27 protein-coding genes are annotated in these 26,105 nt (G+C 30.6%); 4 read left to right on the forward strand and 23 right to left on the reverse strand.

Translation table 11 applies throughout. The features are described 5' to 3' along the window. Positions 1-10 precede the first annotated feature (10 nt). Entirely contained in the window at positions 11-865 is an 855-nt protein-coding gene (locus tag KQI41_RS15490; protein WP_216585622.1) for a YihY/virulence factor BrkB family protein, read from the forward strand. 38 nt (positions 866-903) lie between these two features. On the opposite strand, the gene KQI41_RS15495 is transcribed toward KQI41_RS15490, so the two are convergent. Further along, positions 904-2,940 carry a methyl-accepting chemotaxis protein gene (locus tag KQI41_RS15495; RefSeq protein WP_216585623.1) on the reverse strand — a complete coding sequence of 679 codons (2,037 nt, stop codon included), beginning with the start codon at positions 2,938-2,940 and terminating at the stop codon, positions 904-906. Between the two features lie 234 nt (positions 2,941-3,174). Between KQI41_RS15495 and KQI41_RS15500 the strand changes: the two genes are divergently transcribed. Next, positions 3,175-3,735 (forward strand): hypothetical protein, encoded by a 561-nt coding sequence (locus KQI41_RS15500; RefSeq protein ID WP_216585624.1) that lies wholly within the window; start codon positions 3,175-3,177, stop codon positions 3,733-3,735. 53 nt (positions 3,736-3,788) lie between these two features. Here KQI41_RS15500 and KQI41_RS15505 read toward each other — a convergent pair whose 3' ends face one another. Together KQI41_RS15505 and KQI41_RS15510 are read right to left on the reverse strand one after the other, a co-directional pair. Next, a complete protein-coding gene (locus KQI41_RS15505; RefSeq protein WP_216585625.1) occupies positions 3,789-4,106 on the reverse strand; it encodes a hypothetical protein in 318 nt (105 codons plus the stop codon). Positions 4,107-4,213: 107 nt separating this feature from the next. Beyond that, positions 4,214-5,641, reverse strand: a complete 1,428-nt coding sequence (locus KQI41_RS15510; protein WP_216585626.1) for an aminopeptidase — start codon at positions 5,639-5,641, stop codon at positions 4,214-4,216. Between the two features lie 286 nt (positions 5,642-5,927). Between KQI41_RS15510 and KQI41_RS15515 the strand changes: the two genes are divergently transcribed. Beyond that, positions 5,928-6,791, forward strand: a complete 864-nt coding sequence (locus tag KQI41_RS15515) for a response regulator (protein ID WP_216585627.1) — start codon at positions 5,928-5,930, stop codon at positions 6,789-6,791. Beyond that, a complete protein-coding gene (locus tag KQI41_RS15520) occupies positions 6,782-7,240 on the forward strand; it encodes a chemotaxis protein CheX (RefSeq protein ID WP_216585628.1) in 459 nt (152 codons plus the stop codon). Before KQI41_RS15515 ends, KQI41_RS15520 begins: the two co-directional genes overlap by 10 nt. 97 nt (positions 7,241-7,337) lie before the next feature. Here the strand turns inward: KQI41_RS15520 and KQI41_RS15525 are convergent, their stop codons facing one another. From KQI41_RS15525 to metK, 20 genes are all read right to left on the reverse strand, one after another. Next, positions 7,338-7,559, reverse strand: a complete 222-nt coding sequence (locus tag KQI41_RS15525) for a hypothetical protein (RefSeq protein ID WP_216585629.1) — start codon at positions 7,557-7,559, stop codon at positions 7,338-7,340. Between the two features lie 176 nt (positions 7,560-7,735). Then, positions 7,736-8,101, reverse strand: a complete 366-nt coding sequence (locus KQI41_RS15530; protein ID WP_216585630.1) for a DnaA N-terminal domain-containing protein — start codon at positions 8,099-8,101, stop codon at positions 7,736-7,738. A 66-nt stretch (positions 8,102-8,167) separates the two neighbouring features. Further along, the gene (locus KQI41_RS15535) at positions 8,168-8,413 is read right to left on the reverse strand and encodes a YjfB family protein (RefSeq protein WP_244971112.1); all 246 of its coding nucleotides are present in this window, start codon (positions 8,411-8,413) and stop codon (positions 8,168-8,170) included. A 157-nt stretch (positions 8,414-8,570) separates the two neighbouring features. Further along, on the reverse strand, positions 8,571-8,966 hold the full coding sequence (locus tag KQI41_RS15540; protein ID WP_483414788.1) for a DUF8042 domain-containing protein: 396 nt from the start codon (positions 8,964-8,966) through the stop codon (positions 8,571-8,573). Between the two features lie 131 nt (positions 8,967-9,097). Further along, on the reverse strand, positions 9,098-11,434 hold the full coding sequence (gene fliB, locus KQI41_RS15545; protein WP_216585632.1) for a flagellin lysine-N-methylase: 2,337 nt from the start codon (positions 11,432-11,434) through the stop codon (positions 9,098-9,100). Between the two features lie 74 nt (positions 11,435-11,508). After that, on the reverse strand, positions 11,509-12,351 hold the full coding sequence (locus KQI41_RS15550) for a flagellin N-terminal helical domain-containing protein (protein ID WP_216585633.1): 843 nt from the start codon (positions 12,349-12,351) through the stop codon (positions 11,509-11,511). A 61-nt stretch (positions 12,352-12,412) separates the two neighbouring features. Then, positions 12,413-13,255 carry a flagellin N-terminal helical domain-containing protein gene (locus KQI41_RS15555; RefSeq protein ID WP_216585634.1) on the reverse strand — a complete coding sequence of 281 codons (843 nt, stop codon included), beginning with the start codon at positions 13,253-13,255 and terminating at the stop codon, positions 12,413-12,415. A gap of 61 nt (positions 13,256-13,316) precedes the next feature. Next, positions 13,317-14,147, reverse strand: coding sequence for a flagellin N-terminal helical domain-containing protein (locus KQI41_RS15560; protein ID WP_216585635.1), 831 nt, complete (start codon positions 14,145-14,147; stop codon positions 13,317-13,319). Between the two features lie 228 nt (positions 14,148-14,375). Beyond that, positions 14,376-15,923: a response regulator gene (locus tag KQI41_RS15565; RefSeq protein WP_216585636.1), complete on the reverse strand. Its 1,548-nt coding sequence runs from the start codon at positions 15,921-15,923 to the stop codon at positions 14,376-14,378. A 32-nt stretch (positions 15,924-15,955) separates the two neighbouring features. After that, a complete protein-coding gene (gene csrA, locus KQI41_RS15570; protein ID WP_154438390.1) occupies positions 15,956-16,180 on the reverse strand; it encodes a carbon storage regulator CsrA in 225 nt (74 codons plus the stop codon). A gap of 1 nt (position 16,181) precedes the next feature. Beyond that, positions 16,182-16,595, reverse strand: a complete 414-nt coding sequence (gene fliW, locus KQI41_RS15575) for a flagellar assembly protein FliW (protein WP_216585637.1) — start codon at positions 16,593-16,595, stop codon at positions 16,182-16,184. Between the two features lie 149 nt (positions 16,596-16,744). Then, a complete protein-coding gene (flgL, locus tag KQI41_RS15580) occupies positions 16,745-17,722 on the reverse strand; it encodes a flagellar hook-associated protein FlgL (protein ID WP_216585638.1) in 978 nt (325 codons plus the stop codon). 64 nt (positions 17,723-17,786) lie between these two features. Beyond that, positions 17,787-19,211: a flagellar hook-associated protein FlgK gene (gene flgK, locus KQI41_RS15585; protein ID WP_216585639.1), complete on the reverse strand. Its 1,425-nt coding sequence runs from the start codon at positions 19,209-19,211 to the stop codon at positions 17,787-17,789. Positions 19,212-19,250: 39 nt separating this feature from the next. Next, entirely contained in the window at positions 19,251-20,663 is a 1,413-nt protein-coding gene (gene flgK / locus KQI41_RS15590; protein ID WP_154438397.1) for a flagellar hook-associated protein FlgK, read from the reverse strand. Positions 20,664-20,666: 3 nt separating this feature from the next. Further along, positions 20,667-21,134, reverse strand: a complete 468-nt coding sequence (locus KQI41_RS15595; protein ID WP_154438399.1) for a flagellar protein FlgN — start codon at positions 21,132-21,134, stop codon at positions 20,667-20,669. Between the two features lie 14 nt (positions 21,135-21,148). Further along, positions 21,149-21,430 (reverse strand): flagellar biosynthesis anti-sigma factor FlgM, encoded by a 282-nt coding sequence (gene flgM / locus KQI41_RS15600; protein ID WP_154438401.1) that lies wholly within the window; start codon positions 21,428-21,430, stop codon positions 21,149-21,151. Between the two features lie 63 nt (positions 21,431-21,493). Then, positions 21,494-21,904, reverse strand: coding sequence for a MerR family transcriptional regulator (locus KQI41_RS15605; RefSeq protein ID WP_154438403.1), 411 nt, complete (start codon positions 21,902-21,904; stop codon positions 21,494-21,496). Continuing rightward, positions 21,901-22,548 carry a ComF family protein gene (locus tag KQI41_RS15610; protein ID WP_154438404.1) on the reverse strand — a complete coding sequence of 216 codons (648 nt, stop codon included), beginning with the start codon at positions 22,546-22,548 and terminating at the stop codon, positions 21,901-21,903. The genes KQI41_RS15605 and KQI41_RS15610 overlap by 4 nt, the downstream gene beginning before the upstream one ends. A 1-nt stretch (position 22,549) precedes the next feature. Continuing rightward, complete coding sequence (gene recD2, locus KQI41_RS15615) at positions 22,550-24,772, reverse strand: SF1B family DNA helicase RecD2 (protein ID WP_154438406.1); 2,223 nt, start codon at positions 24,770-24,772, stop codon at positions 22,550-22,552. 154 nt (positions 24,773-24,926) lie between these two features. Continuing rightward, entirely contained in the window at positions 24,927-26,099 is a 1,173-nt protein-coding gene (metK, locus tag KQI41_RS15620; protein ID WP_216585640.1) for a methionine adenosyltransferase, read from the reverse strand. Between the last annotated feature and the right edge of the window lie 6 nt (positions 26,100-26,105).

Here is a 26,105-nt window from a genome sequence, read left to right on the forward strand (position 1 = left end):
GGGTGTTTTTTTGTTAAATTGGCTAGATAAGTATAATAATAAATATAGTCGATTCTTAAAAGAATTATTGTTCAGAATAGGAGATGATAATGTAACTGCAATAGGTGCCCAATTGTCATATTATTTAATATTATCCATATTCCCATTTCTAATATTTTTTCTAAATATATTAACGTATACACCTATTGCACGAGAGGATGTATTACATAGTATAATAGTTTTGCTACCAATGGATACTCAAAGGATAATATATACTTTGCTAGTAGAAACCATAACAACCAGTAGTGAAACTCTTCTTTCCCTAAGTGCTATAACTGGTCTTTGGGCTGCTTCTAAGGGAATAATGGCACTTATTCGGGCGTTGAACAAAGCATATGATGTAAATGAGACAAGGAATTATATAGAATTAAGAGCCATGGCTATATTATTTACCTTAGCACTTTTATTCTTGTTACTTATTGTACTTTTAACTTTAGTCTTTGGAGAAGTCCTTGGAAATCGATTATTTGATTTTCTAGGAATTACACAAAAGTTTATTTCCTTTTGGCGATATTTTAGAGTTATTATATCCTTAGGTTTTATGATTCTTATATTTGCATTATTATATAGATTTATACCTTCCATAAGAAGTCATGGGAAAATTAGCTTAAAGAGTGCTATGCCTGGTGCCATATTTGCATCTATTGGTTGGATTTTTACATCTACTATATTTTCATATTATGTAAATAACTTTGCAAACTATGGAAAGACCTATGGTAGTCTTGGTGGAATCATTGTTTTACTTATTTGGCTTTATATGAGCAGTATTATAATAATATTAGGTGGAGAAATAAATGCTACATTGTGGTATGTAAAAAATAATTAAAATAATAGGTTAGACCAATTGGTCTAACCTATTATTTTTTACATTTCAAATTTTGCTACTAAATCCCTCAATTCTATTGCTAATTGGGACAGAGACTCTGATGAGGATGCAATTTCTTCCATAGAAGCTGTTTGCTCCTCTGTTGCTGCAGATATATTTTGAATACTGTCATTTATACCTCTACTCATACTTTCAATAGCTACTGCCCCTTTTACTGCATTTTCTGTTCCTTCTGCTACTTGGTTTATAGCCTTAGTAATATTGTCTACCTGTGTTGTTACTTTATTTATAGATTCAGAAATTTGATTAAAGTATTCTGTGGCTTCCTTTACAGTAACCATACCTTTGTTGATTTCAGAATTGCTTAACTCCATATTATAATTAGCTTTTTCTATTAAATCATGGTTTTCCCTTATTATACTGTCTATTCTGCCAGTGGATACTGATGTTTCTTCAGCTAATTTTCTAATTTCATCTGCTACTACAGAAAAACCACGACCAGCCTCACCTGCTCTTGCTGCCTCTATAGCAGCGTTTAATGCCAGTAAGTTTGTCTGTTCTGCTATGGACCTAATTACATTTATAATTTCATCCATTTCATTGGAGCTATTATCTACTTCTAATAAAGACGTTTTTACTTCTTCAGAACTCTTTACAATATTATTCATTTGAACATCTGTATCAACCATTTTGGACTTACCTATATGAGTTTTATCTGCTACCTCACTGCTTAAAGTATCTATGGATTCTGCATTGCTACTTATTTCTTGTATTTGGGCAGAGATTTCTTCCATATAAGACGTAACATTTAATAAATCGTTTAATTGATTTTCAGAGCTTATAACAATTTCAGAAGAAGCCTCTGCCATATTAGTAGAAGCAGAAGTAGATTCCTCAGATACAGCAGTTAGCTCTTCAGAAGAAGATGCCACCTGCTCTGCTGACACATTTACCATACTGGCAAAATCCCTTAGATTCTCAGTTACAATCTTATTTGCCTTTCCTATTTCTCCTATTTCATCTCTCCTATTTAAAACCTTCGGACTTATATCATTTTTAAGATTTAACCTTGCTAATTCCTTCATGTTTTCGGTTATTTCTCTTATGGGTTTAATAATGGAGTTACTAAATAAAACTGAATATATTACACCTACTACTAATGCTGATATTGTAATGATTATCATGAATTTTCCTAAATCATTTAAATCCTTTGCCATTTCACTTACATCTATGGCAACTGCCACAGACCAGCCTTTGCCCCCCACTGGTGTATAACTAGCATATCTCATTTCTCCATCATAAAAATATTTGTCTACACTTGACTCACCGGCAACCATTTTCTCAAATACATTTACTAGCCCATCGTATTCAGGTATTGTTTTCATATTTTCAATGGTGATTTCTCCAGATTCAACTACTTCTTGAATATTATACGCTATTAATTCTCCATGTTCATTGACTAAATAAGCATCACCAGTTTCTCCAAAGCTTATTTCATTTATAATTCCATAAAGTTCATCGACAGATTTAGAGCCTAATAATACTCCAACTATTTTTCCATCATGTTTAATAGGCGCGGAGATAGGCAGTAGATTTTCTCCTGTTATTTGACTTTTAATGGCTTCCAGTAAAACACTTTGTCCACTTTTTGCTAATTTAAAATCAGCACTGTCAGAAAGGTCTAAAGTACTTCCATCTTCCAATTGTACAATTCCATTTAAATCTGCAATGTATAATTCTGTATAACCTAGTCTTTCTTTCTCTTGTCTCATAATATTAAACTTTTCTTCCATATTTATTTCTGGATTAGATATAATGTCGTGACTAGCAACACCTTCAATACCGATTAAGAACTTGTCTATCTTTTCATTAATTATTTTAGCTGAATCATAAGCTTTATTGGATAAAATTGTATCCATATGTCCATTTATACTCTTAGAAAAAAGTATATATGATATTAAAGCCATAGATAAAGACACTATTAGTAAAATCAATACGTTAGATATAATCATTCTTGTTTTTAAACTTCCAGATTTACCACTAACCCTCGTTTCATCTTTTTTTGTTTTTTTCATTACAGCATCTCCTTATATTTAAATTAGATATATATGTATAATATATGTCAAACTATGTTATATGTTACCATATTTTGTCAATATCTTCTACCTATTTATTAGAATTTAGGGAATTATTCCTACATCTATAAAAAAATATAATCATAAATAAAATCATATAAAGTTTCCAAATTTTACATGGAAAAATTTAAGGTTTTTCTAAATCTACCGATAGATATATTAGAGGTGATTATAATGAGAGTTGAAAATATTCAAAGAACTACACCTGTGGCAACGACAGATAAAATAGAAGCTGAAAAGAAAATAGATTCAAAGACAGAAGCAAAGGATACTCAAACAACTAACGAAACTCCAGCAGCAGTCTATGAGAAGACAGAGCAAAAGGAAACATCTCATGTTTATGATAAAAATACTATTCTTAAATTGAAAAGACAAAGTCAAGAAGCTCATTCCCAATTAATAAGACTAGTACAAGAAATGCTTAAACGTCAAGGAAAGAGCCTTGAGTTGTTAGGTGCTGATGAAATCGTAGAAGTAGATGAAACAGCAAGACTAGAAGCTAAAGCATTAATAGGTCCCGATGGTCCTCTTGGAGCAGAAGCTGTAAGCCAAAGACTAGTAGATTTTGCCATAGCCATATCTGGTGGAGACAAGTCTAAAGCTGAAACCCTTAGATCTGCAATTGAGCAAGGATTTAAGGAAGCAGAAAAGATATTAGGAGAACTACCTGATGTATCTAAAGAAACCTATAAATTGACTATGGAAAAACTTGATGCTTGGGCTAAAGAAGAATAGTGATAAAAATTCCCCCTATATTATCTATAGGGGGATTCTTCTTTAGTTATATTTCATTTTTTATTTTGTAGGTGGAATCTACTTCTTTTGCTTAATATTTTGTCCATTACCTCTGCTAATCTTTCCTCATCTATTTCTTGTATCTTGTTGTCTACATAGGAAACAAACCCTTCTTCTACTAAACAATCGATACTTTTAAGAGTAACACCAGTTGCCGCAATAATATCTAAAATAGTAGCATCAGGATATTTCCTAACATATTCTATAACCAAATCATGTTCTTTTTCAATTATTTCAAAGCAATCATCACAGTAGAGTCTACCATTTCTTTGGAACATCTTGCTACATCTTTTACATACCATATATGACATAAAGACCACCTCCATATAATTATATCATATGGAGATTAAATTGATAGTATGTTCGTATATTTAGTCCTATAAGCCTAGATGTAAATATAGACCACTTCTAATCAATATTAATTTTCATAAAAAGCATTATATCCTTTATAAGTCATATATACATCTGCTTTACTTGCAATCTCATAAGGAGCATGTACACTTAACAATGGAACTCCACAGTCTACTACTTCCATTCCATATTTTGCTAGAATATAAGCAATAGTACCTCCGCCACCTTGATCAACTTTTCCAAGTTCACCCATTTGCCATACTATATTATTATCATTGAATATCTTTCTGATTTTCCCTAAGTATTCAGAGTTAGCATCATTACTTCCACCCTTACCTCTAACACCAGTATATTTTACTAAAGTTATGCCATTTCCTATAAAGGGTGAATTTTTCTTATCTAAAACTTCAGGATAATTAGGGTCAAATCCTGCCAATGTATCTGCTGAAAGTACACAAGAATTTGCAAGTGCTCTCTTTACCATAAGCTCTGAATAGTTTTCTTCTGTAAGATTGATTAATTCTGAAACAACGTTTTCAAAGAACATAGACTCCATACTAGTATTTCCTACACTTCCGATTTCTTCTTTATCTACAAATAAAGCAACTGCCGTTTTCTTTGGCTTCTCTATATCAAGTATAGCTTTAAAAGAAGTAAAGGCACAAACTCTATCGTCTTGTCCATATCCTCCAACCATACTCCTATCTATACCTACATCTCTTGATTTACCAGCAGGTACTATCTCAAATTCTGCTGAAGTAAAATCTTCTTCAGTTATTCCATATTTCTCATTTAGTATATTAAGCACATTTAATTTAACTCTTTCACTTAAATCACTATCTGCATAGGGAATACTACCAATTAAAACATTTAATCCTTCTCCTGTAATTCCATCACCCATTTTCTTTTCCATTTGATCTTTAGCCAAATGAGGAAGTAAATCAGTTATAAAAAATACTGGATCATTTTCATCTTCACCTATTACAATATTAACCTTCTCTCCATTGGATTTTATTGCAACTCCATGTAAGGCTAATGGTAATGTTACCCATTGATATTTTTTAATTCCACCATAATAGTGAGTTTTTAATAAAGCAAAGTCTGAATCTTCATAAAGAGGATTTTGCTTTAAATCTATTCTTGGAGAATCTAAATGGGAACCAATTATATTCATTCCTTTTTCTAAGCTTTCTTCTCCTATTACAAATAATGCAACAGCCTTGTCCTTATTGTTGGCATATATCTTCATTCCTGTAGTTGGCTTTATTCCCTTTTCTATAGCTTCATCTATGGATATATATCCATTTTCAGATGCTACTTTAATTATTTGTTCTGCTGCTTCTCTTTCTGTTTTACCTTTATCTAAAAAATCCTTGTACTCTTCATTTATAGCAAAAGCTTTTTCTCTTTCACCATTATCTAATGTTTCCCATACATTTTTCCATTTGTGCGTTAATTTTTCTTGTAATTCTTTTCCACTTAACTTACTATCCATTTTTATCCCTCCAAGAAGTTATTTTGTTTATTCATAGCCATTTATACTTCTTCTACAGTTTTTACTATGAAATAATTAATCTATCTTGATTATATTCCAATACATGGATAAATTCAAATATAAATATATTTAGAATAAACATTATAGGGTATAATTATAATAAGGATAATAGGAGGCGTTCCTTTACATAATCAGAAAAAGTTATTTAATTTAACTAAATAAATATTCTTTTTATAAATAAAAGAGTAGTTTATGCTTAAGAATAAAATCTTTAGGGGTGATTATTTTGACTAAAAAAAGAGTAGTTGTAGTTGATGATTCTTATTTCTCAATTGTACTTATTAAAGATATTCTTGAAAAAAATGGCTTTGAAGTAGTGGGACAAGCTAGTTCCCTTGAAGAAGTAATTTCAGTAGTATCGGACGCCAAACCCGATATAATTACTATGGATGTAACTATGCCTGATACAGATGGATTTCAGTGTACAAAGGAAGTCTATAAAATTGATAAAAATATTAAAGTTATAATGGTAAGTGCTATGATGGATGAAGAGATGTTAAAAAAAGCTAAAGAACATCATGTCGATGCCTATGTTCAAAAACCAATTGATGAAGATAACCTTATACTAGCTATTAATCGAATCATGGAAGACAAGGAGCAATTTAAAACTTTTCAAAACCTATACTTACCTGTATTTAAAGAAGCATTTGCTGATGCTTTAAACAAAATGACAAAGACAATTCCTAATTTTACTGATGAACGTCTTTCTAACGATTTATTAAAATCAAAAGGCATATCTGTAGTCGTTGGTATTATTGGCAAATACTCTGGCAGAATGATATTAGATATGTCTATTGAAACAGCTACTACTCTATCCAGCAAAGCCCTTAGAAGAGAAACCAATAATTCTAATGAAGTCATGGCAGTTATAGGAGAGTTTACAAATATTGTATCGGGTAATGCTTGTTCTATACTTAATAGACAAAATAAAGTATTGGGACTAAGAGTGTCTCCTCCTTCAATATTTTCTGGTGACAGCTTAACAGTATCATCAGTAAAATTTAAAACATTCTTGGTGAAAATCAATACTGATTTTGGAGAAATGGTTTTAAATATAGGATTCAGTGATGGTGATGCACAATGGATGTAAAATATATTAACCCATTTTTAACATCATTTAAAAATGTAATGCCTCAAATAGGATTTGAAAAGGTTGAAAAAGGCAAAATTAACATTAATGAAGGAGAACTAGTTACTGATGGTGTATTAATAATCGTTGGAATTGTAGGAGATTTGAAGGGCAATGTTATTTATTCCTTAACTACAGAAGATGCTAAGAAGATTGCTTCTAAAATGATGATGGGTATGGAAGTTGCTGAATTTGATGAAATGGCTCAGAGTGCCATATCTGAACTTTCCAATATGCTTACTGCCAATGCTAGTATCGAATTTTCTACTATGGATATAAATATTAATATTTCAACTCCTACTCTTATGTATGGAAGTAATATTAAAACCAAATTCAATACTCCGAAGCTTCTATGTATTGAGCTTTTAGTAGATAATATCCCTATTGAAATAAATATAGCTATAAATTAATTAAATATCCTTAAATAAGAGTTAAACTCTTATTTAGGGATATTTAATTTTATTTGATTCTTCTTAAAATTATCTCCTCATGTTTAGATACTTCCTTCTAGATTCTATCTAATTGTTCTGAATGTTGCCTATGCCCATCAAATAAAATAGTAGTCTTAGGCATAAGCTCATGTTCAATTTTTGTATTTATTTTTGTTACATCCTCTTTTAATGTACTCATACCAGTCTTTAATATACCAATGTCATTTTCAATGTTATCAAATCTCTTACTAAATTCAATATACATCTTTTCCATCAAATCAAACATCTTATCTTCCAATTATAATCACCCCCTATTATAAATTTCATTGTTTTTGCCTGATTAATTGTTATGTATGTATTATAATGATCTTCACCTTTTCCAACTTCTTGAACTTTACTAGTATAATTATATCATATTGAATAACAATAGAATAGATTTTATAGTTATAATACTTTTTTTATCCTACTTGAATACTATACAATAAACTCTACATCAAAATTTATATCTGTAACATAAAATAAGGCATCTTCAATTAATTTTATATATCTTCCTTCAATAATTTCTTTATTGAACTGATTTACTATTCCTAGCTTAAAATTACTCTCAGCAATTTCAATAGGAACTATGCCTTTAATCCAAGTATTATACGAAACTTCTGTTAGCTCTACCTCCATAAGTTTACATGCTTTATCCCATATTTCTTTAACATCTGGATTCATAGAATAATTTATATTATCTCCGCTTTTATGTCTTAGTTTTATTAGATATAATAGCCACTCCAATGTATTATTATCCATAGTATCTAATAATGAAATTATCTCTTGCTTTTTGTTATCCATAGTAATTTCTCCTTTAACCAAATATCCAATTCTTATTTTAAAAAAGACAGATTTTGAAATCTGTCTTTATAGTTTGATATCTATATTCTGCCCTATATGTGGAGTTATTGATTGCTCCATTACTTTAGTATTAGCTTCTAACATTTGAGTTAAATCTACAGCTTGTACTTTTGATATATCCATTGCCATTTTCATTACTGAAATACTGGCTTCTTGAGCCAATTTCATTTGGCTTAGTTCTGTTGATAATGCTGCTATATCCATTGGTATGCCTCCTTTATATTTAATGTTTTCTCTTTTATTTTTGCTCATTTAGTCTTTCCTTTTTTATATAGGTTGCTGAACTATGTTATATGTGAGTATCATATAATATTATTCTATATGTAAATTGTATTTTTATGAATCCTATTAAGTTCGGTAATCTTACTAACTGCTTATTAAAGATCTAATCCCTATATAGCATCCCAAATTAAGATACTATATAGGGTAATAATGCCTTTTCTAAAGCTTCTTTCCAATGGTTGAATGTAATCAATAATCCTTCTCCTATCAATTTCTCTAGTTCTACTTCTTTTCTATATTTATAAATACTTATTATCTTATTAAGATTATTTAACAACTTGGTTTCTAATTCTAATATATTGTTTTTAGACAAATGCTGTAAAATTGGTTGCATAGCATCTTTAATACTAATTATTCCTAAAGTTATATCTTCTAAAATTTCTTTAGCTTCTTCATACTTCAGTTCTTGTACTTGTTTTTTTGAGTAAAGTATACCTTCTTCAATAGAATCTAACAACGGCAGTAATCTTTGAATTACTTCTATGTATCTTTCTATTATTATTACCTCCTTTACCTTTAGAATATTATTTGGTTTCCTATTATATTTATGCTGTAATTAATAACCCCATTTAAACAATTTAGAAGTCCCCAAAATATCTTATAATACATAATCTCTAATTTCTACTACTGCGATTTATAAATCAATTCTCCTCCCTAATTTTTAACTAATATAGTCATATAAGCTAAATTTCCATACCCTTTATCTTTTATCGCTTTTATAAGTTCATAAATATATTGATCATTATGCAATACTATTTTTGAGAAAGATTGTATTAATTTCAAAACTAGTTCATCAGTCATTCCCTTATGATAGCCAGACATACCTATCATATGGAGTTTTAACATGCTATATAATACAGATAAAAATATATATGAATCCCATATTGATTGGTATTTACCAAAAGGCATTAGTTCTTTAAAATATTCATTTACTAAATAATTCTCTAAAATATATTCTTTCTCTTCAAGATATGGTACAAGGTATTTCCTATAGTTCTCTTCATACCTTTTTATTATGCTTTCTGATTTTTCATCTACTTCCTGTCCTATAAATCCTATCCCCTCCAATGTCTCTTCAATACATTCCTTATATCTATTATTCTGTATTCCTTGTATCAATTTTTGATTAATCATTTTTTGAATCAATATTATCTGGGTCTGAATATTTGTTGGAACATTATCTAATTCCTCTTTTAGCAGACCTGCGTCTATCATATTATTTATACTTTCCAGAACTAATGGTATTTCACTTGTTTTATTGCTCTTAGAAACTTCTTCAATTCTCTCATATGCTATTCCTAATAGAATCAATCTTTCACCTAAGCTATAGTTTCTGTTTTGTAGTAATGATAGGCTAAATATCCTAATATCCCAAAAGTATCTTTCAGGTTTATTTATATATAAATGCCCTTCTGTATCAAACACTTTATGAATTTTAATTCTATCACTATATTCTTCTATTTGTTCAAAATAGATTCCTCTTACATCTAATAGTGCAAGTCTTGCTATTTCAGGACAAGACATCACAGCTGCTCTTTCTAATTTTCCATCTATCTTATTAACATGTCTTGGATATAATGCACAAGTATCAGAAAGATATTCTTCTCCCAACTTTCCATGAATCTTACATAGGTTATTTTCGTTTAAAAAAGGACATCTACCATCTTTCATCATCTTTATTCTACCATAAGAGGAAAAGTCACTTTGACTACGTTGTCTACCTATCATTTTATTAAAAATAGGTCTTAAATCTTTATCTTGAATCTTTTTATACTTTAAATATGTTTCCTTATCTAAAGTTACTTTCCATCCAACACAACAACTATCTTCACATTCTGCTCCAATACATTTAAAAGATTTCATGTAACTAGGAGTTAGGACTATCTTCTTTCTATTCTCCAAACTATTTATTCTACTATCTCCAATTTTTTCTTTATTATTAATATTTATTTCTTTTAATCTATCCTCTGCTAATTTATATTTTCCACATCTACTATAGTATTTTTGTGCTATATCTATATCACCTGAAACTTCGTATATAATAGCAATATTATAATTAGGTAAGTACGAATTAACTCCATCTATTCTTCCCTCTTTATTTCCAATACAACTTTTAAATCTTTCTATAGCCTTATCAAATTTGGCATTATTCATATATATCAAACCCATGATGAAATTATAATCTGACGATTCTTCAAAATATTTATTATATGCTTCTAATTCTAAAGCTTCATTATATCGTTCACAGTTAACTAAAGAATATCCATAGCTAACTATCAAATCTTCAACATAAGGATATTTGAAGCTATCACATAACTCCAAAGCTTTATCAAACACATCGCAAGCAATATCATATTCACCTGCCAAATAGTATGTCTTACCCAACTGATAACATAGATATAAATCGTTAGGATTTTTTACAATTTCTTTCATTAGAAGATCTTTATTTCTCTGAATTTTGCATTTAATCTCAATAATTTCTTTCTTATATCCTAAATGTTCTACATTAATTCCTATTTTTCCCACTTTATATTGTTTTTTTGATTTATGTGTGATTTGTTCATGAATCACTCCTTCATAATAAAACTCCTTCTTATTAAAAAATCTGCTTACCCATTCAGTGGATTTTATATTAGTTTGTTGACTATCAATAATATTCGTAATCTTTATTCTTCCAACTTTTAGATTGTCATCTTTCATGAATTCTTTAACTTTCACAGCATCAAAAGATGTTACCATCTCATCCGCATCAAGAACTAATATCCAATCATTAGATGCCTTTGATATAGAAAAATTTCTAGCTGTAGCAAAATCATCACACCATATATAATCATATACATTTTCCGTAAATTTCATTGCTATATCTTTTGTTTTATCTTTTGAACCTGTATCTACAATAATAATTTCATCAACATATTCATGAATACTATTTAAACAATTCCCTAAAAAATTTTCCTCATCCTTCACTATCATACATAAACTTATTTTCATAATAGATACCTCCTAATAAAAAAAGCCAGAGGAAATATTCCTCTGGTCCTCTATTATCTCGCTTAGAGATTTAATTATCTTAATAATTGTAATACAGTTTGTGGAGCTTGATTAGCTTGAGCTAGCATAGCTGTTGATGCTTGTTGTAATATGTTTTGTCTTGTTTGCTCCATCATTTCTTTTGCCATATCTACATCTCTAATTCTTGATTCAGCAGCCTGTAAGTTTTCAGCTGCATTATCTAGGTTCTTGATTGTATGTTCTAATCTATTTTGATATGCTCCTAATAATGATCTTCCTTTTGAAACTGTCTCAAGTTGTGTATTGATTGTATCAACTAATGCTGAAGCCGTAGCATGGTCTGTTACATTTGCTACTGCTAATGTTCCCACTGCTGTTACAACAGTATCTAGTTTTATTCCATCAGTTGTAAAATCTAATTCCATCTTTTGATCTTTATTTGCTCCTACCTGTAAACTAACTGTACCCCCTGAACCTGCACCACCATTAAGAAGTTTTTGAGTATTGAATTCAGTATTATCTTTTATACGTGTTATTTCTGCACCTAATTGTGTTAATTCGTCTGCAATAGAACCTCTATCAACAGAAACGTTAGTATCATTTGCAGCTTGTACTGCTAATTCTCTCATTCTTTGAAGTATTGAATGCACTTCATCTAATGCACCTTCTGCCGTTTGAATCATTGATATACCATCTTGAGAGTTTTTAGAAGCCATATTAAGTCCTCTTATTTGACCTCTCATTTTTTCTGATATTGATAGACCTGCCGCATCATCTCCAGCCCTATTAACTCTAAATCCTGATGATAGTTTTTCCATTGATTTTGCACCAGCATTTGTTGATATACCTAGTTGTCTATGTGTGTTCATTGCCATCATATTATTATTAATTCTCATCTTTATTCCTCCTTGAGTTTTGTTTTTGGCATCCTTGCCATTTTATAAATTAATTTATTAATTATCTTAATAATTGTAATACAGTTTGTGGAGCTTGATTAGCTTGAGCTAGCATAGCTGTAGAAGCTTGTTGTAGTATGTTTTGTCTAGTTTGCTCCATCATTTCTTTTGCCATATCTACATCTCTAATTCTTGATTCAGCTGCTTGTAGGTTTTCAGCAGCGTTGTCTAAGTTTTTAATAGTATGCTCCAATCTATTTTGATATGCTCCCAATAATGATCTTCCTTTTGAAACCGTCTCAAGTTCATCATTGATTGTTTTTACTAAAGCTGTCGCTTTTGCATGAGTGTCAACATTATCTTTAGCAACTTTAACAGCATCATGAACATCTGATAAATCTATACCTTTAGTAGCAAAATTTAATTCCATTTTTTGGCCATCATTTGCTCCTACTTGTAAGTTAACCTTACCATCTCCCGCACCAGCTTTACCATTAAGAAGCTTTTGAGTATTGAATTCAGTATTATCCTTTATACGTCCTATTTCCTCGCTTAGCTGCTCTAATTCGTCTGCAATAGAACTTCTATCAACAGTAACATTAGTATCATTTGCAGCTTGTACTGCTAATTCTCTCATTCTTTGAAGTATTGAATGTACTTCATCTAATGCACCTTCTGCTGTTTGAATCATTGATATACCATCTTGAGAGTTTTTAGAAGCCATATTAAGTCCTCTTATTTGACCTCTCATTTTTTCTGATATTGATAGACCTGCTGCATCATCTCCAGCTCTATTAACTCTAAATCCTGATGATAATTTTTCCATTGATTTTGCACCAGCATTTGTTGATATACCTAGTTGTCTATGTGTGTTCATTGCCATCATATTATTGTTAATTCTCATTTTTATTCCTCCTTGAGTTTTGTTTTTGGCTTCCTTGCCATTTTATAAATTAATTTATTAATTATCTTAATAATTGTAATACAGTTTGTGGAGCTTGATTAGCTTGAGCTAGCATAGCTGTTGATGCTTGTTGTAATATGTTTTGTCTTGTTTGCTCCATCATTTCTTTTGCCATATCTACATCTCTAATTCTTGATTCAGCAGCCTGTAAGTTTTCAGCAGAGTTGTCTAAGTTTTTAATAGTATGCTCTAATCTATTTTGATATGCTCCTAATAATGATCTTCCTTTTGAAACTGTCTCAAGTTCATCATTGATTGTTTTTACTAAAGCTGTAGCATCAGTATGATTACCTACCTTTGTAGAGGCTACTCCAACATTTGTAGCAACAGTAGTAAGATTAACACCAGCAGTAGCAAAATTCAATCCCATGTTTTGACCATCATTTGCTCCTACCTGTAGGTTTACTGTACCAGCACTACCATCAAGAAGCTTTTGAGTATTGAATTCAGTATTATCTTTTATACGTGTTATCTCTGCACTTAATTGTGTTAATTCGTCTGCAATAGAGCTTCTATCAACAGTAACATTTGTATCATTTGCAGCTTGTACTGCTAATTCTCTCATTCTTTGAAGTATTGAATGCACTTCATCTAATGCACCTTCTGCCGTTTGAATCATTGATATACCATCTTGAGAGTTTTTAGAAGCCATATTAAGTCCTCTTATTTGACCTCTCATTTTTTCTGATATTGATAGACCTGCCGCATCATCTCCAGCTCTATTAACTCTAAATCCTGATGATAGTTTTTCCATTGATTTTGCACCAGCATTTGTTGATATACCTAGTTGTCTATGTGTGTTCATTGCCATCATATTATTGTTAATTCTCATCTTTATTCCTCCTTGAGTTTTGTTTTTGGCTTCCTTGCCATTTTATTAAGAAGATTCCTTCTTATAAGTATTATCGACTATATTAAATAATACTTTAATATTTTATGGAAGTTTTTCATAATTTTTATAGTATGAAAGAATTAAAACTAATTGAATTAAACTAGTTTTAAAATGCCTTAATTTTATACATATTACTTATAAAAAAGCAGAGCATATCTCTCCCGTTATTTACAGTTCCGAGCTTTGCTCGGTTATATCACTATATTTCTCTCTTATTTCTAAGAATCTATCTAAGTTTTCAAATAATATATCCACTAATTTAGGGTCAAAATGTTTACCTTTTTCTTCTATAAAGTAATTTAATATATCATTCATTACCCAAGCCTTTTTATATACTCTTGAGCTGTCTAGGGCATCGAATACATCTGCTATGGCTGTGATTCTGCCAAATATATGTATTTCTTCCCCAACTAATCCCCTTGGGTATCCCTTACCATCATATCTTTCGTGATGTTCATGGGCTACTATGGCTGCTGCCTTTAAGATTTCTCGTTTTGAATTTCTTAGTAGATTATAGCCTATGGTCGTATGACTTTTTATTATATTGAACTCTTCTCCTGTTAGTTTCCCAGGTTTTAGTAATATATTATCTGGTATTGCTACTTTTCCTATGTCATGTATAGGGGAAGCATGAGTAAGTAGCATAATATCCCTTGGGGATAATCCATACTCCTCTGCTAATATCTGACAATATTTAGATACCCGCTTTACATGAGATCCTGTTTCTTCTGATCTAGCCTCTGTTACTTCTCCTAAAGTATATAGTATTTCTTTTTGGGTTTCTTCAATTTCTAAATTTAAGCATAAATTATCAAAGGTTGCTGATACAGATTTATAAAATATATCCAATAATTCAATATCTATATAATTATCTTTACTTTGATTTTCTACAAGTAAAATAGCTTCACTTCCAGAGGTGCTTTTATATCTGGCAATATATACATTGTCAAATAATTCATGCTCTCCCTCATTATATATTTTATTTATTTTCATCAAATCAGTAGCTGATACTGACTCTCTTATTGTCTTGTTGATACAATCTTTATATTTTCCTTTTCCATCTATTATCCTAAATATATTGCTTGTCCCTTCCCTTGCTGCTGCAAAGGAATTTATATTACAGTTTTCCTTCCCCATTCCTTTACATTGATTAATCAAAGCGCTTAGGTGGCATAAGCTAGATATTAAAAAATCACCTATTGCATCTTTTTCGTATAAATTTGATATAGAGGATACTATTCTTTCCATAGATTTTCTATTACTTTTTATACGACTAATATCTCTAAATGATCTTATGGATGATAATATAACTGTACTAGTTTTTTTAGAGAGAAGTTCAGACTTTTTTTCATACCCATTTATATCATAATCAAATATTATATTGCCTTCTAGTCCATTAATATTTTTCTCAGTCATTAAAAGTATTCTAATATCTTCATTTTTTATATCTTCTCTAATGTATTTTACTAAATCTAAACTTGAATCCTCTTTTTCTAAAAAAGCTTCTAGCAACACAAGTACAATATCTCTATTATCTTCTAAGACTTCAATGGCTTCCTTAGTATTATATGCACTATGGAAATTTACAGTTCTTCCTTCAAAGGTAAAGTCTTTATTCATTTCCTTTATTATCTGATGTATAAAGTTATCGTTGTCTACAATCAATATATTCCATTTATTGGATTGTTCATTGTAATATTGTACTGTACCATCCATAGTTGTCCTCCTTAGGTTCTTTTGTTTAGATTCTATTTACCTAAAAGCCTTTTTATATCTTCTATCTTAGATTTATTATTTATTGCAGCCAAGTTTTCTTCTTCCACATTTTTATATATTTCTTTTCTAAGAATTTCTATATTTTTAGGTGCTTCTATGCCTAATTTTATCTTCCCATCTTCAATTTCCATTATCTTTATTTCTATATTTCTATCTATTATTAAAGCTTCTCCCTTTTTTCTTGTAAGTATAAGCATACTATTTTACCCCCTTTTGGGAGTATTTGTCAAATATAAAATGTTTTGTATTATATCTTTTGTCATCTAATATTACTTGCTTTCCCAACATTTCTTTTGTATTTATGACTATAGGACCTAGCAAATTTGTTGTAGTGTTTTCCACATCTTCTGGAATTACTACTATAGTATATATCATTATATCTTCTTGTTTTTCTATTTTGAGTCTATTTTTAGCTGTTTCTGGAATCAGAATATCATAGTCACTAAATATTTCAAAAGGGTTTATGATAATGAATGATAGGTTCTCATTTTTCACTGATTGTAAATAACTGAAAGGACTGTCATGATTTAATATAATTACAAATTCCTTTTCTTCTTCAAAGGCAGGAATTCCTTCTGGGAAATGAATTATTTTTTCTTTTTCTATTTTCAACTATAACTCCTCCAATTTTAAATTGACAATCAATATTTTTATATTCTATGTTTTATTCAAGAATATTATACAATATTTGCCAAGATTCTTCCATAAGTATTTGTACCCAGAAAATGGAATATGGCGTACTTATTAAGTACGCCATATAATTATCTTAAAAAGTCCATTAAGCTTGGTTGAATTATTCTTCCACCAACCGATAAACTTGCTCTGTATACGTTTTCTTCTATAGCTAATTTCATATATGCTTCTGGAAGACTTACATCTTCGTTAAAGGATAACAGCTCTTTCAAGCTTATTACTTGATCTTCTAACTTATTCTGCGTAAGCTCCAATCTATTCATCTTTGCCCCTATTTCCGCTGTAACCGATAGTACATTATTCATTGCGCCTTCTATATTTCCTATGGCTTTTTGAAGTTTATCTGTATCTTTACTCTCAAGTGCATCTTCTAGTTGAGAAAATATTGCTACTAAGTAAGGTGTGTTTCCACCAGTAATATTATCTCCATATCCTGGCCCACCAGTAATGTCTGAAACTGGATCAGTAGTTGTATATGTTGCTTTACCAAAAACCTTATTACCTAAAATATTTATTTTAACTGTTTCAGCTACTCCCACATTATATTCAAATATTTCTTCCTTACCAGTAACAGCATCTTTCTCTAAGTCTATGTTATATGTTCCATCTGGATTTAATAATTTCTTATCTGTCTTATAACCTGTAAATAATGATCTTCCTGCATAAGTGGAATTACCTACTTGAATCAAATGTCCTTTTAGTTCTGCTATTTCATCTTTTATTTTATCTAAATCATCTGTATTCGTTCCATTGGCTGCTTGTACAGATAGTTCGTTAGCTCTATGAAGTATTGCTTTTATTTCTTTTAAGGCGGATTCTGTGTCCTTCATCCAAGACTGTGCATCTTTAGAATTTCTAATATATTGTTCTACCTTTGATATATCTGTATTAAATTTCAAAGATTTACTTGCAGCTATTGGGTCATCAGATGGCACTCTAAATTTCTTCCCTACAGATGTTTCATATTGCAGTCTTTCTAATCTTTGTAATGTACCATTTAGATTATATGTCATATTATTAATCAGCATATTGTTTGTTATACGCATTTTGCTAGTCACTCCCTTTGGTTACATTTATGTCTCTATTCACAATTCACAACTATAAATTTAACTAACGTCCAACTAATCCAAGTCTATTTACTGTAATATCGATTATCATGTCCATTGTGGAAATCATTTTTGATGCTGCTACATAAGTATGTTGGTATCTTACCATATCTGCCATTTCGTCTTCTAAGTTTACTCCAGATATGGAGCTACGTTTCATTTCTATGTTTTTCTGCATCAATTCCTGTGTTCCATATACTCTTTTTCCTTGAAGACTATCTACTGCTAAAGATGATACTATAGCCTTTATAAAATCATCTGGTGTTCCTTGAGATAGGCCTCCACTAAAAAACTCTTTATCTTCTCTTTGGTTTATTAATTCCAATAAGTTCGTATTGTCTTCAGCATCTCCACCTACGCTACCTGCTGCTGCTATAAAATTTACATCTTCTAATATCTTTTCATTTACAGTTATAGTTGCTGCTGTTACTGGATTACCATCTGTGCTTACAAAGAAATCTTCTCCTGGGTTACCATTTAAGTCATATCCCTGTTTATGTTGGTCATTAAACTTCTCTGCATATCCTGTTGCAAATTCATCTAGTTTCTTCATATAGTATGGAATTCCTCTATAACTGTTATTTACTCCATCACCTTCATACATATCTGCTAATCCTTTAAGTGTTCCTGAACTAAGGTTTACTTTTCCCCCATTTTCCCAAATGAACCTTTTACCTGGATCTTCTTTTTCATCATAACTTATTTTATTAGTATATATATGATCTACTAAGGAGATACCCCCTAAAGATACTGTATATTTTCCATCTGGTGATTCATTTACCTTTATATTTACTAGTTTTGACAATTCATCTACTAAGACTTCTCTTCTATCTCTTAAATCATTGGCTTTTCTTCCATCTAATTCTGATGAATGTATTTGCTTATTTAGTACGGCTATTTGCTCACTTAGGCTATTTACCTTTCTTACATTCATATCTATATTATATTTGGTTTCTATTTCCATATTTTGTAATCTCTTTGCTGTATCATTTAAATGTTTTGTAAATGCCATAGCATTTTCTTTTACTGGCTTTCTAAAAGCATCATCTGATGGATTTTTACTCATTTCATCTAAACTAGAATAAAAATCATCCATATATTTTCTAAAGCTACTATTAGATGGTTTTCCCATTAATTTTTCTATTTCTGTTAAGGCATTTTTCTTGATTTCCCATTCTCCCATTGGAGCTGTTTCATTCCAATATTTAAAGTCTACAAATGAGTCTCTTATTCTCTCTATATTATAAACTTCTGTACCAGTTCCTAGAAATCCTGTTCCCGGTATTAGATAGGGGCTTGTTGCTCTTTGTTCTATTTTCTGTCTAGAATATCCCTTTGTATTTGCATTATCTATATTATGATTTAAAGTATATAAGGCTCTCTGTGATGCAAGAAGTCCTCTTACTGCCGAGTTAAATCCAAAAAACATATTTACTCAATCCTTTCGTAAAAATTTTGGATTAGTGAATTATCTCCCCACTAATCCTACTCTATTAACAACGGTTTCTATCATTTCATCAATAGCATTTATTACTCTCGAATTGGCTGTATAGGCATGTTGGTATTTTATCATATCGGTCATTTCTTCGTCTAAAGATACAGCAGAGATGCTTTTTCTTTTTTCGTCTATGGAGTTAATTAAGAATCCTTGATTGTTTACTATGTTTCTTGACTCTTCCCTTTCTATTCCTACACTTAGAAATATATCTCTGTAATATTCATCTGGATTCATACCATCTGTGATTTCTAAATCTCTTAAGTTATAAATCTCATTTGCTATATCTCCATTTCCTATACCATCTGGATCTGTAGATGCTGCTATTTTATTGTAATCTGAAAGAACTGGATTTACTTTAATAGTACCTGCTGCTCCTTTAGCACCTATACCTATAAAGAAAGGTTCTCCAAGACCATTTCCAGACCCATCTACTCCACCATTTCCTTCTAAATCATAGCCTTTACTATGAATTTCATTTATTTTTTCTGCTATATCCTTCACTAAGGTATCTAATCTCTCCATATAATTAACTACTGACACATCCCTAGCATTTATATATCCTGCTAGTTCTCCTGAGCTTAACTCTATTTTTTCATTAGTATTTTGCCAGTATATTTCTCCTAAACCCTCAGCATTGTTTCTTATATCTATAGTGCTTACATAGCTGCCATTTACTAAATCTCTTCCCTGCATGGATATTACTGATTCACCAAATTTATTTTCATGAATATTAACTGGTATTAGCTGTGCTAATCTATCTAGTAGGGCATTTCTTTCGTCTCTATAGTCATTAGCTTTTATTCTACTGTTTTCTCCTTCTACTAGCTTGATTTTGCTATTTAGCTTAGATACTCCATTTAAAATATTATTTATTTCATTTACTTTGTTTCCTATTTCTTTGTTTAAACTCTGTTTTATATGATTAAGTTGAGTAGAAATATGGTTTACTGTTTCTGTAAAAGCTACTGCTGATTCATGAACCAAACCTCTTATAGTTAGACTTTCTGCTTCTTTACCTAATTCATTCCAATTACTCCAAAGTTCATTCATTGTTTTTTGTAAACCACTATTAGTTGTTTCATTAAATACACCTTCTACATCTTCTAAAATTCCCGACTTTGCATAATGGTATCCAAAGCTTGATATTTCTCGTCTTAATCTTATATCTAAAAACTCGTCTCTTATTTGTCTTATTTCTCCTACACTGACTCCTGTACCTGTTTGAAACCTTCCATCTGTTCTATAGTAATTATCTTTATGTAGGGCTGATTGCCTTACATAATTGGGATTATCTGAATTAGCTATATTATGTGAAACTGTGTTTAAGGACGTCTTTGTAGCTTGTAATCCTGATATTGATATATATAATCCACCAAATGACATATCCTACACCTTCCTATCAAAAATACTATTTCCGTTTTCTTTTATCTCTTTCTTACCATAATTAGGACTTGTGGGGTTGCTGGTAATTAAGTTTATATTGAAATCAATCCAATCTAAATTCTCCATTATCAAATCATTGTTTATCTTGTTCCTATCACTTAATTCTTCCATCACATTTTTCATTTCTTCTTTAATATTAATCAATACTTTATTATCTTCTGGAAATTTTTCTATGACAAAAGAAATAGAAGTGTCTTTGGCTACTCCCCAAGTATCTAGAAATCTTTCTCTTTCTTCTTCCAGCAGAGCCATTTGATTTACTAACACTTCTTCAATTCTTGAAGTTTCTTCTAATTCCTGTACATTATTGGATATGATTATATCTGTCTTTTTAAAAGATATATCTTTTAGTTCAACTAAGATTTCTAATTCTTTATTTAATATTTCTTCTAATTCCTCTATAAATGTCATTTTCTCACCAGCCGTTATATTTTCTTATCAAAAGTAATATCTTCAATTATCTTTTCAGCTATTTTCTTTCCGTCTATTTTATATGTTCCTGTCTGAATTTGTTTTTTAATATTTTCTACTTTTTCTGTACGTATTTCTTCCACTTCTTTTACCTTTTTCAAAGCGTATTGAAATTCTACAGCTTGTTCTGATAATTTTACTTGATCTTTATCATTAGTATTCTTATCTTTGACTTTCTTAACACTATGATTCTCATTATATACTTTAAAAACATTACCCATTTTATTTATTCTCATAAAAAACACCCCTCTTCCCTTTCAATATTATTATCGGTAAGATGGGGTGTTACTTTAGTTTTTTTATCTATTTTTTCCATATCTATCTATTAATCTAAATTTTTCTTCTACTTTTCTACCGTCTGTTTTAGGTCTTGCTGCATTTACTATGGCTCCCAGTTCCCTTTCCATTCCCACTGTACATTTTTCACAGAATCTTCCTGTTCTAATGCCTACACCACAGCTTTCACACTCTAGTATAAGAGCACTTCCTTCTGCTATTTCCAATCTTCCTGCCCTTAGAAAATCTATGATTTTCCTTGAATCTACTTCTGTTTCTTCACTAACTTCCTGAACATCAGCTCCTGGATTGTCATATAAATACTCCTTTACCTTTTGAAAATCTGCTTCATCTTCTCTTCTACAGGTAGGACACACTCTAAATCCATCATAGTTATAAATTCTTCCACATCTACTACAATTTTTTACATTCATATTTTCACTCCTTTTTTACTTGAAGTTATGCCCACGGTTATGACTTCCTTTACACCACTATTTATAAGTAATCTAGAACATTCTCCCATAGTTGCTCCTGTAGTTATAATATCGTCTACTAGAAGTATTTTTTTATTTTTAATTTTATTAATATCCTTCACTTTAAATGAATCCTTTAGATTTGTAGCCCTATTGATTTTAGTCAAGTGAGATTGTTCCTTAGTCCATTTTATCTTGACTAAATTATTTTTAGACACAGGTATGTTTAATTCTTTTCCTATGAAATTTCCCAATAGCTCAGCCTGATTATATCCTCTTATGGCTTCCTTTCTTCTATGAATTGGTATATATATTATTATATCTATATCTTTATGTATGTTTTTTCTTGTTATTGTTTCCACCATAATTTGTCCAAGGGGTTTATATAAATAATTTTTTCCATTAAATTTATAATCTCCTATAATTTCTCTAATGAACCTATTGTACTCCAAGGAATAGTAGGTTTTCTTAATATAGGGAAAATCCAGTTCTAATTCACCATGGACTATTTCTAATCTTTCATAACAATCTTTACATAGATACCCAATTATGTCAATATTATTCTCCTTGCAAAAAAGACAAATATTATTTTTCACAAATAACATACTATTCCTCCATAAAAATAGAAATATAACTTCTCATTTTCCTATCTAAAGCCGAATATCTTTTTGTTATTCTATTATTTTTTATCATCATAGATAAATATTTCTCTTCTCCTACTAATACTACTAGTTTTTTTGCCCTTGTAATGGCAGTATATAATAGATTTCTAGTTAGAAGCATTGGAGGACCCCAGGTAATAGGCATTATAACTACGGGGAACTCTGAACCCTGTGATTTATGTACTGTTGTTGCATAGGCTAGTTTCAATTCATCTAATTGGTTAAATTCATATTCTACTTCTTTTTCATCATCAAATAAAACTTTCATGGTTCTATCCTCTTCATCTATATCTATGATAAATCCAAAGTCTCCATTAAATACACCTTCACCTGTATCTATTTCTATACCATTTTTCATTATCTTCCATTCAGTAGTATAATTGTTTTTTATTTGCATCACTTTGTCCCCTACTCTAAAAAGTTCTCCAGCTATATCCTTTTCAGATTTTTGGTCATTTTCTGGATTTAGGGTAGATTGCAAATATTTGTTTAAGGAATTTATACCTACATCTCCTTTTTTCATTGGAGTAAGAACTTGAATATCTTTTACACTATCTACTCCATAGAATTTAGGTAATCTATCAGCACAGAGTTCCACTACTGTATCTAATATATCTTTAGTAGTATTTCTTGTGAGAAAATAAAAATCTTTATCCTTTTGATTTAGAATTGGATTTTCTCCCTTATTTATTTTATGGGCATTGACTATTATCATACTTTCTTCTGACTGTCTGAAAATTTCATCTAACCTTACTACTTTAACTACTCCTGATTCTATTATATCCTTTAATACATTTCCTGCTCCTACAGATGGTAACTGGTCTATATCTCCTACTAAAACAACTCTAGTTCCTGGATTTATAGCTTTAAGTAAAGAATTCATAAGCAGTATATCTATCATGGAAGATTCATCTATGATAATTAAGTCTCCTTCTATGGCATTGTCTTCATCTTTTCCAAAGGCCATACTTTCTTCTTCCATAAAGGAATATTCCAATAATCTATGTATTGTTTTTGCTTCTTTTCCTGTAGTTTCTGTCATTCTCTTTGCTGCTCTTCCAGTGGGAGCTGCCAATATAACTGAAAGTCCTAAGTCCTCTGATATTTTTATTATGGCATTTATGGTAGTAGTCTTTCCTGTACCTGGTCCACCTGTAATTACTACAAGACCATTTTCTAAGGATTCTTTTATGGCTAAAATTTGTTTTTTAGCAAATAGAATAGTTTCTTCTTCCTCTATTCTTTTTATTTCCTTTTCTACATCTACTGATAGTTCTTCTAATTTTACTTGAGACAATTCTACTAATTTTTTACTTACATTATTTTCTGCAATATGAAAAGGAGTGTAATAAATTAGAGTATCTTCACCATCTCTAATTATATGAATACTTCCCTTCAGTCCAAGATTTCTTATACCTTCTTCTACTAAACTTTCTTCTGTTTCCAGCAATTCTTTGGTATTTAAGATTAATTCTTCTTTAGGTACATAGGAATGTCCATTTCCTGCCCATTCCATTATAACATACTTTAGTCCTGCCTCTATTCTATATAAAGATTCCTTATTTATACCCATTTTTTCTGCAATTTTATCTGCTGTTTTAAATCCTATACCGTATATATCTTCAGATAATTTATAGGGATTTTCCATTATTATATTTATGGTGTCTTTACCATATTTTTTATATATTTTGATACCATAGTTTACTGTAATTCCATATTGCTGAAGAAATACCATTATATCTCTTACTTCTCTCTGTTCTTTATAAGCTTCAACTATTCCTTCAAGCTTCTTATCCCCTATTCCACTAATTTCCTTTAGTCTTTCTGGATTATATTGGATAATTTCCAAAGAATCCATGCCAAACTTCTCCACTATCCTTTTAGCCGTCTTTGGTCCAATATGAGGTATAAGTCCAGAGGAAAGATAGTTTTCTATTCCCTTTAAGGTAGACGGTACTACTACCTCTAAAGTTGTAAAGCTAAGTTGTTCTCCATAAGTAGGGTGATATATCCATTCTCCTTCTACCTTTACAGTTTCTTCTAAATTAATAAAGGGAGTATTACCTACTATAATAATTGGTCCATCAGATGTATTAAGTTTTGCAACTGTATAGCCGTTGGATTCATTTCTGAATCTAACTTCTTCAATGACACCTTCCAGTAACATATACTCGCCTCCCTTATTAGTTAATATTTAATAGTTAAAAGTGAATAGTTATGGAAGTTTCAAGTAAACTTGAAACTATTTAGGTAAAGACCGCAGGTCGTACACACTATTCACTATTCACTCTTAGTTATTCACTGGAGATTTATTGAGAGGGTTATCCTCTCAATAAATCAACTTTATCTATTTTCTCCCATGGTAAATCTAAATCTTCTCTGCCAAAGTGTCCATAGGCCGCTATTTGACTATAGATTGGTCTTTTTAAGTCTAAGTCTTTTATAATTGCTGCTGGTCTCAAATCAAAGTGCTTTCTTACTAATTCTTCTATTTCTCCATCAGTTACTTTACCAGTACCAAATGTATCCACATAAATTGATAATGGTCTAGCTACTCCTATGGCGTAGGAAAGACCTACTTCACATTTATCTGCTAATCCTGCTGCTACTATATTTTTCGCCACATATCTTGCAGCATATGCAGCTGAACGGTCTACTTTTGTAGGATCTTTTCCTGAAAAAGCTCCCCCTCCGTGTCTTGCATATCCTCCATAGGTATCTACTATTATTTTTCTTCCAGTCAATCCTGCATCTCCCATAGGTCCACCTGTTACAAATCTACCTGTTGGATTTACATAATATTTTGTATTCTCATCTAGTAATTCATGAGGAATTATTTCCATTACTACATATTTTATTATGTCTTCTCTTATGGTATCTAAAGATACATCTGGACTATGTTGAGTGGATACTACTACATTTTCTATTCTTACTGGTTTATCATTATGATACTCTACTGTTACTTGAGTCTTTCCATCTGGTCTTAGATATTCCAAAGTGCCATCTTTTCTTACATCTGCTAATCTTTTAGCCAGTTTATGAGCTAAAGATATGGGTAATGGCATTAGTTCCTTAGTTTCATTACAAGCATAGCCAAACATCATGCCCTGATCTCCAGCACCTATTTGGTCTAATATATCTTCTGAGTTAGTCTTTTGTTCAAGAGATTTATCTACTCCCATGGCAATATCTCCTGATTGCTCATTTATGGAAGTAAGTACTGCACAAGTATCTGAATCAAATCCATACTTTGCTCTAGTATATCCTATTTTTTCTATAGTGTCACGAGCAATTCTAGGAATATCTACATAGCATTTTGTAGTTATTTCACCTGCTACTAATACCATTCCTGTAGTCACTGTAGTTTCACATGCCACCCTTGCATTAGGGTCTTTTTCTAATATTGAATCAAGTATAGAATCTGATATTTGATCACATATTTTATCTGGATGCCCTTCTGTTACTGATTCAGAAGTAAATAACCATTTCTTCATTTCTTT

Source organism: Tissierella pigra (genome assembly GCF_018917845.1).
GTDB classification, from domain to species: Bacteria; Bacillota; Clostridia; order Tissierellales; family Tissierellaceae; genus Tissierella; species Tissierella pigra.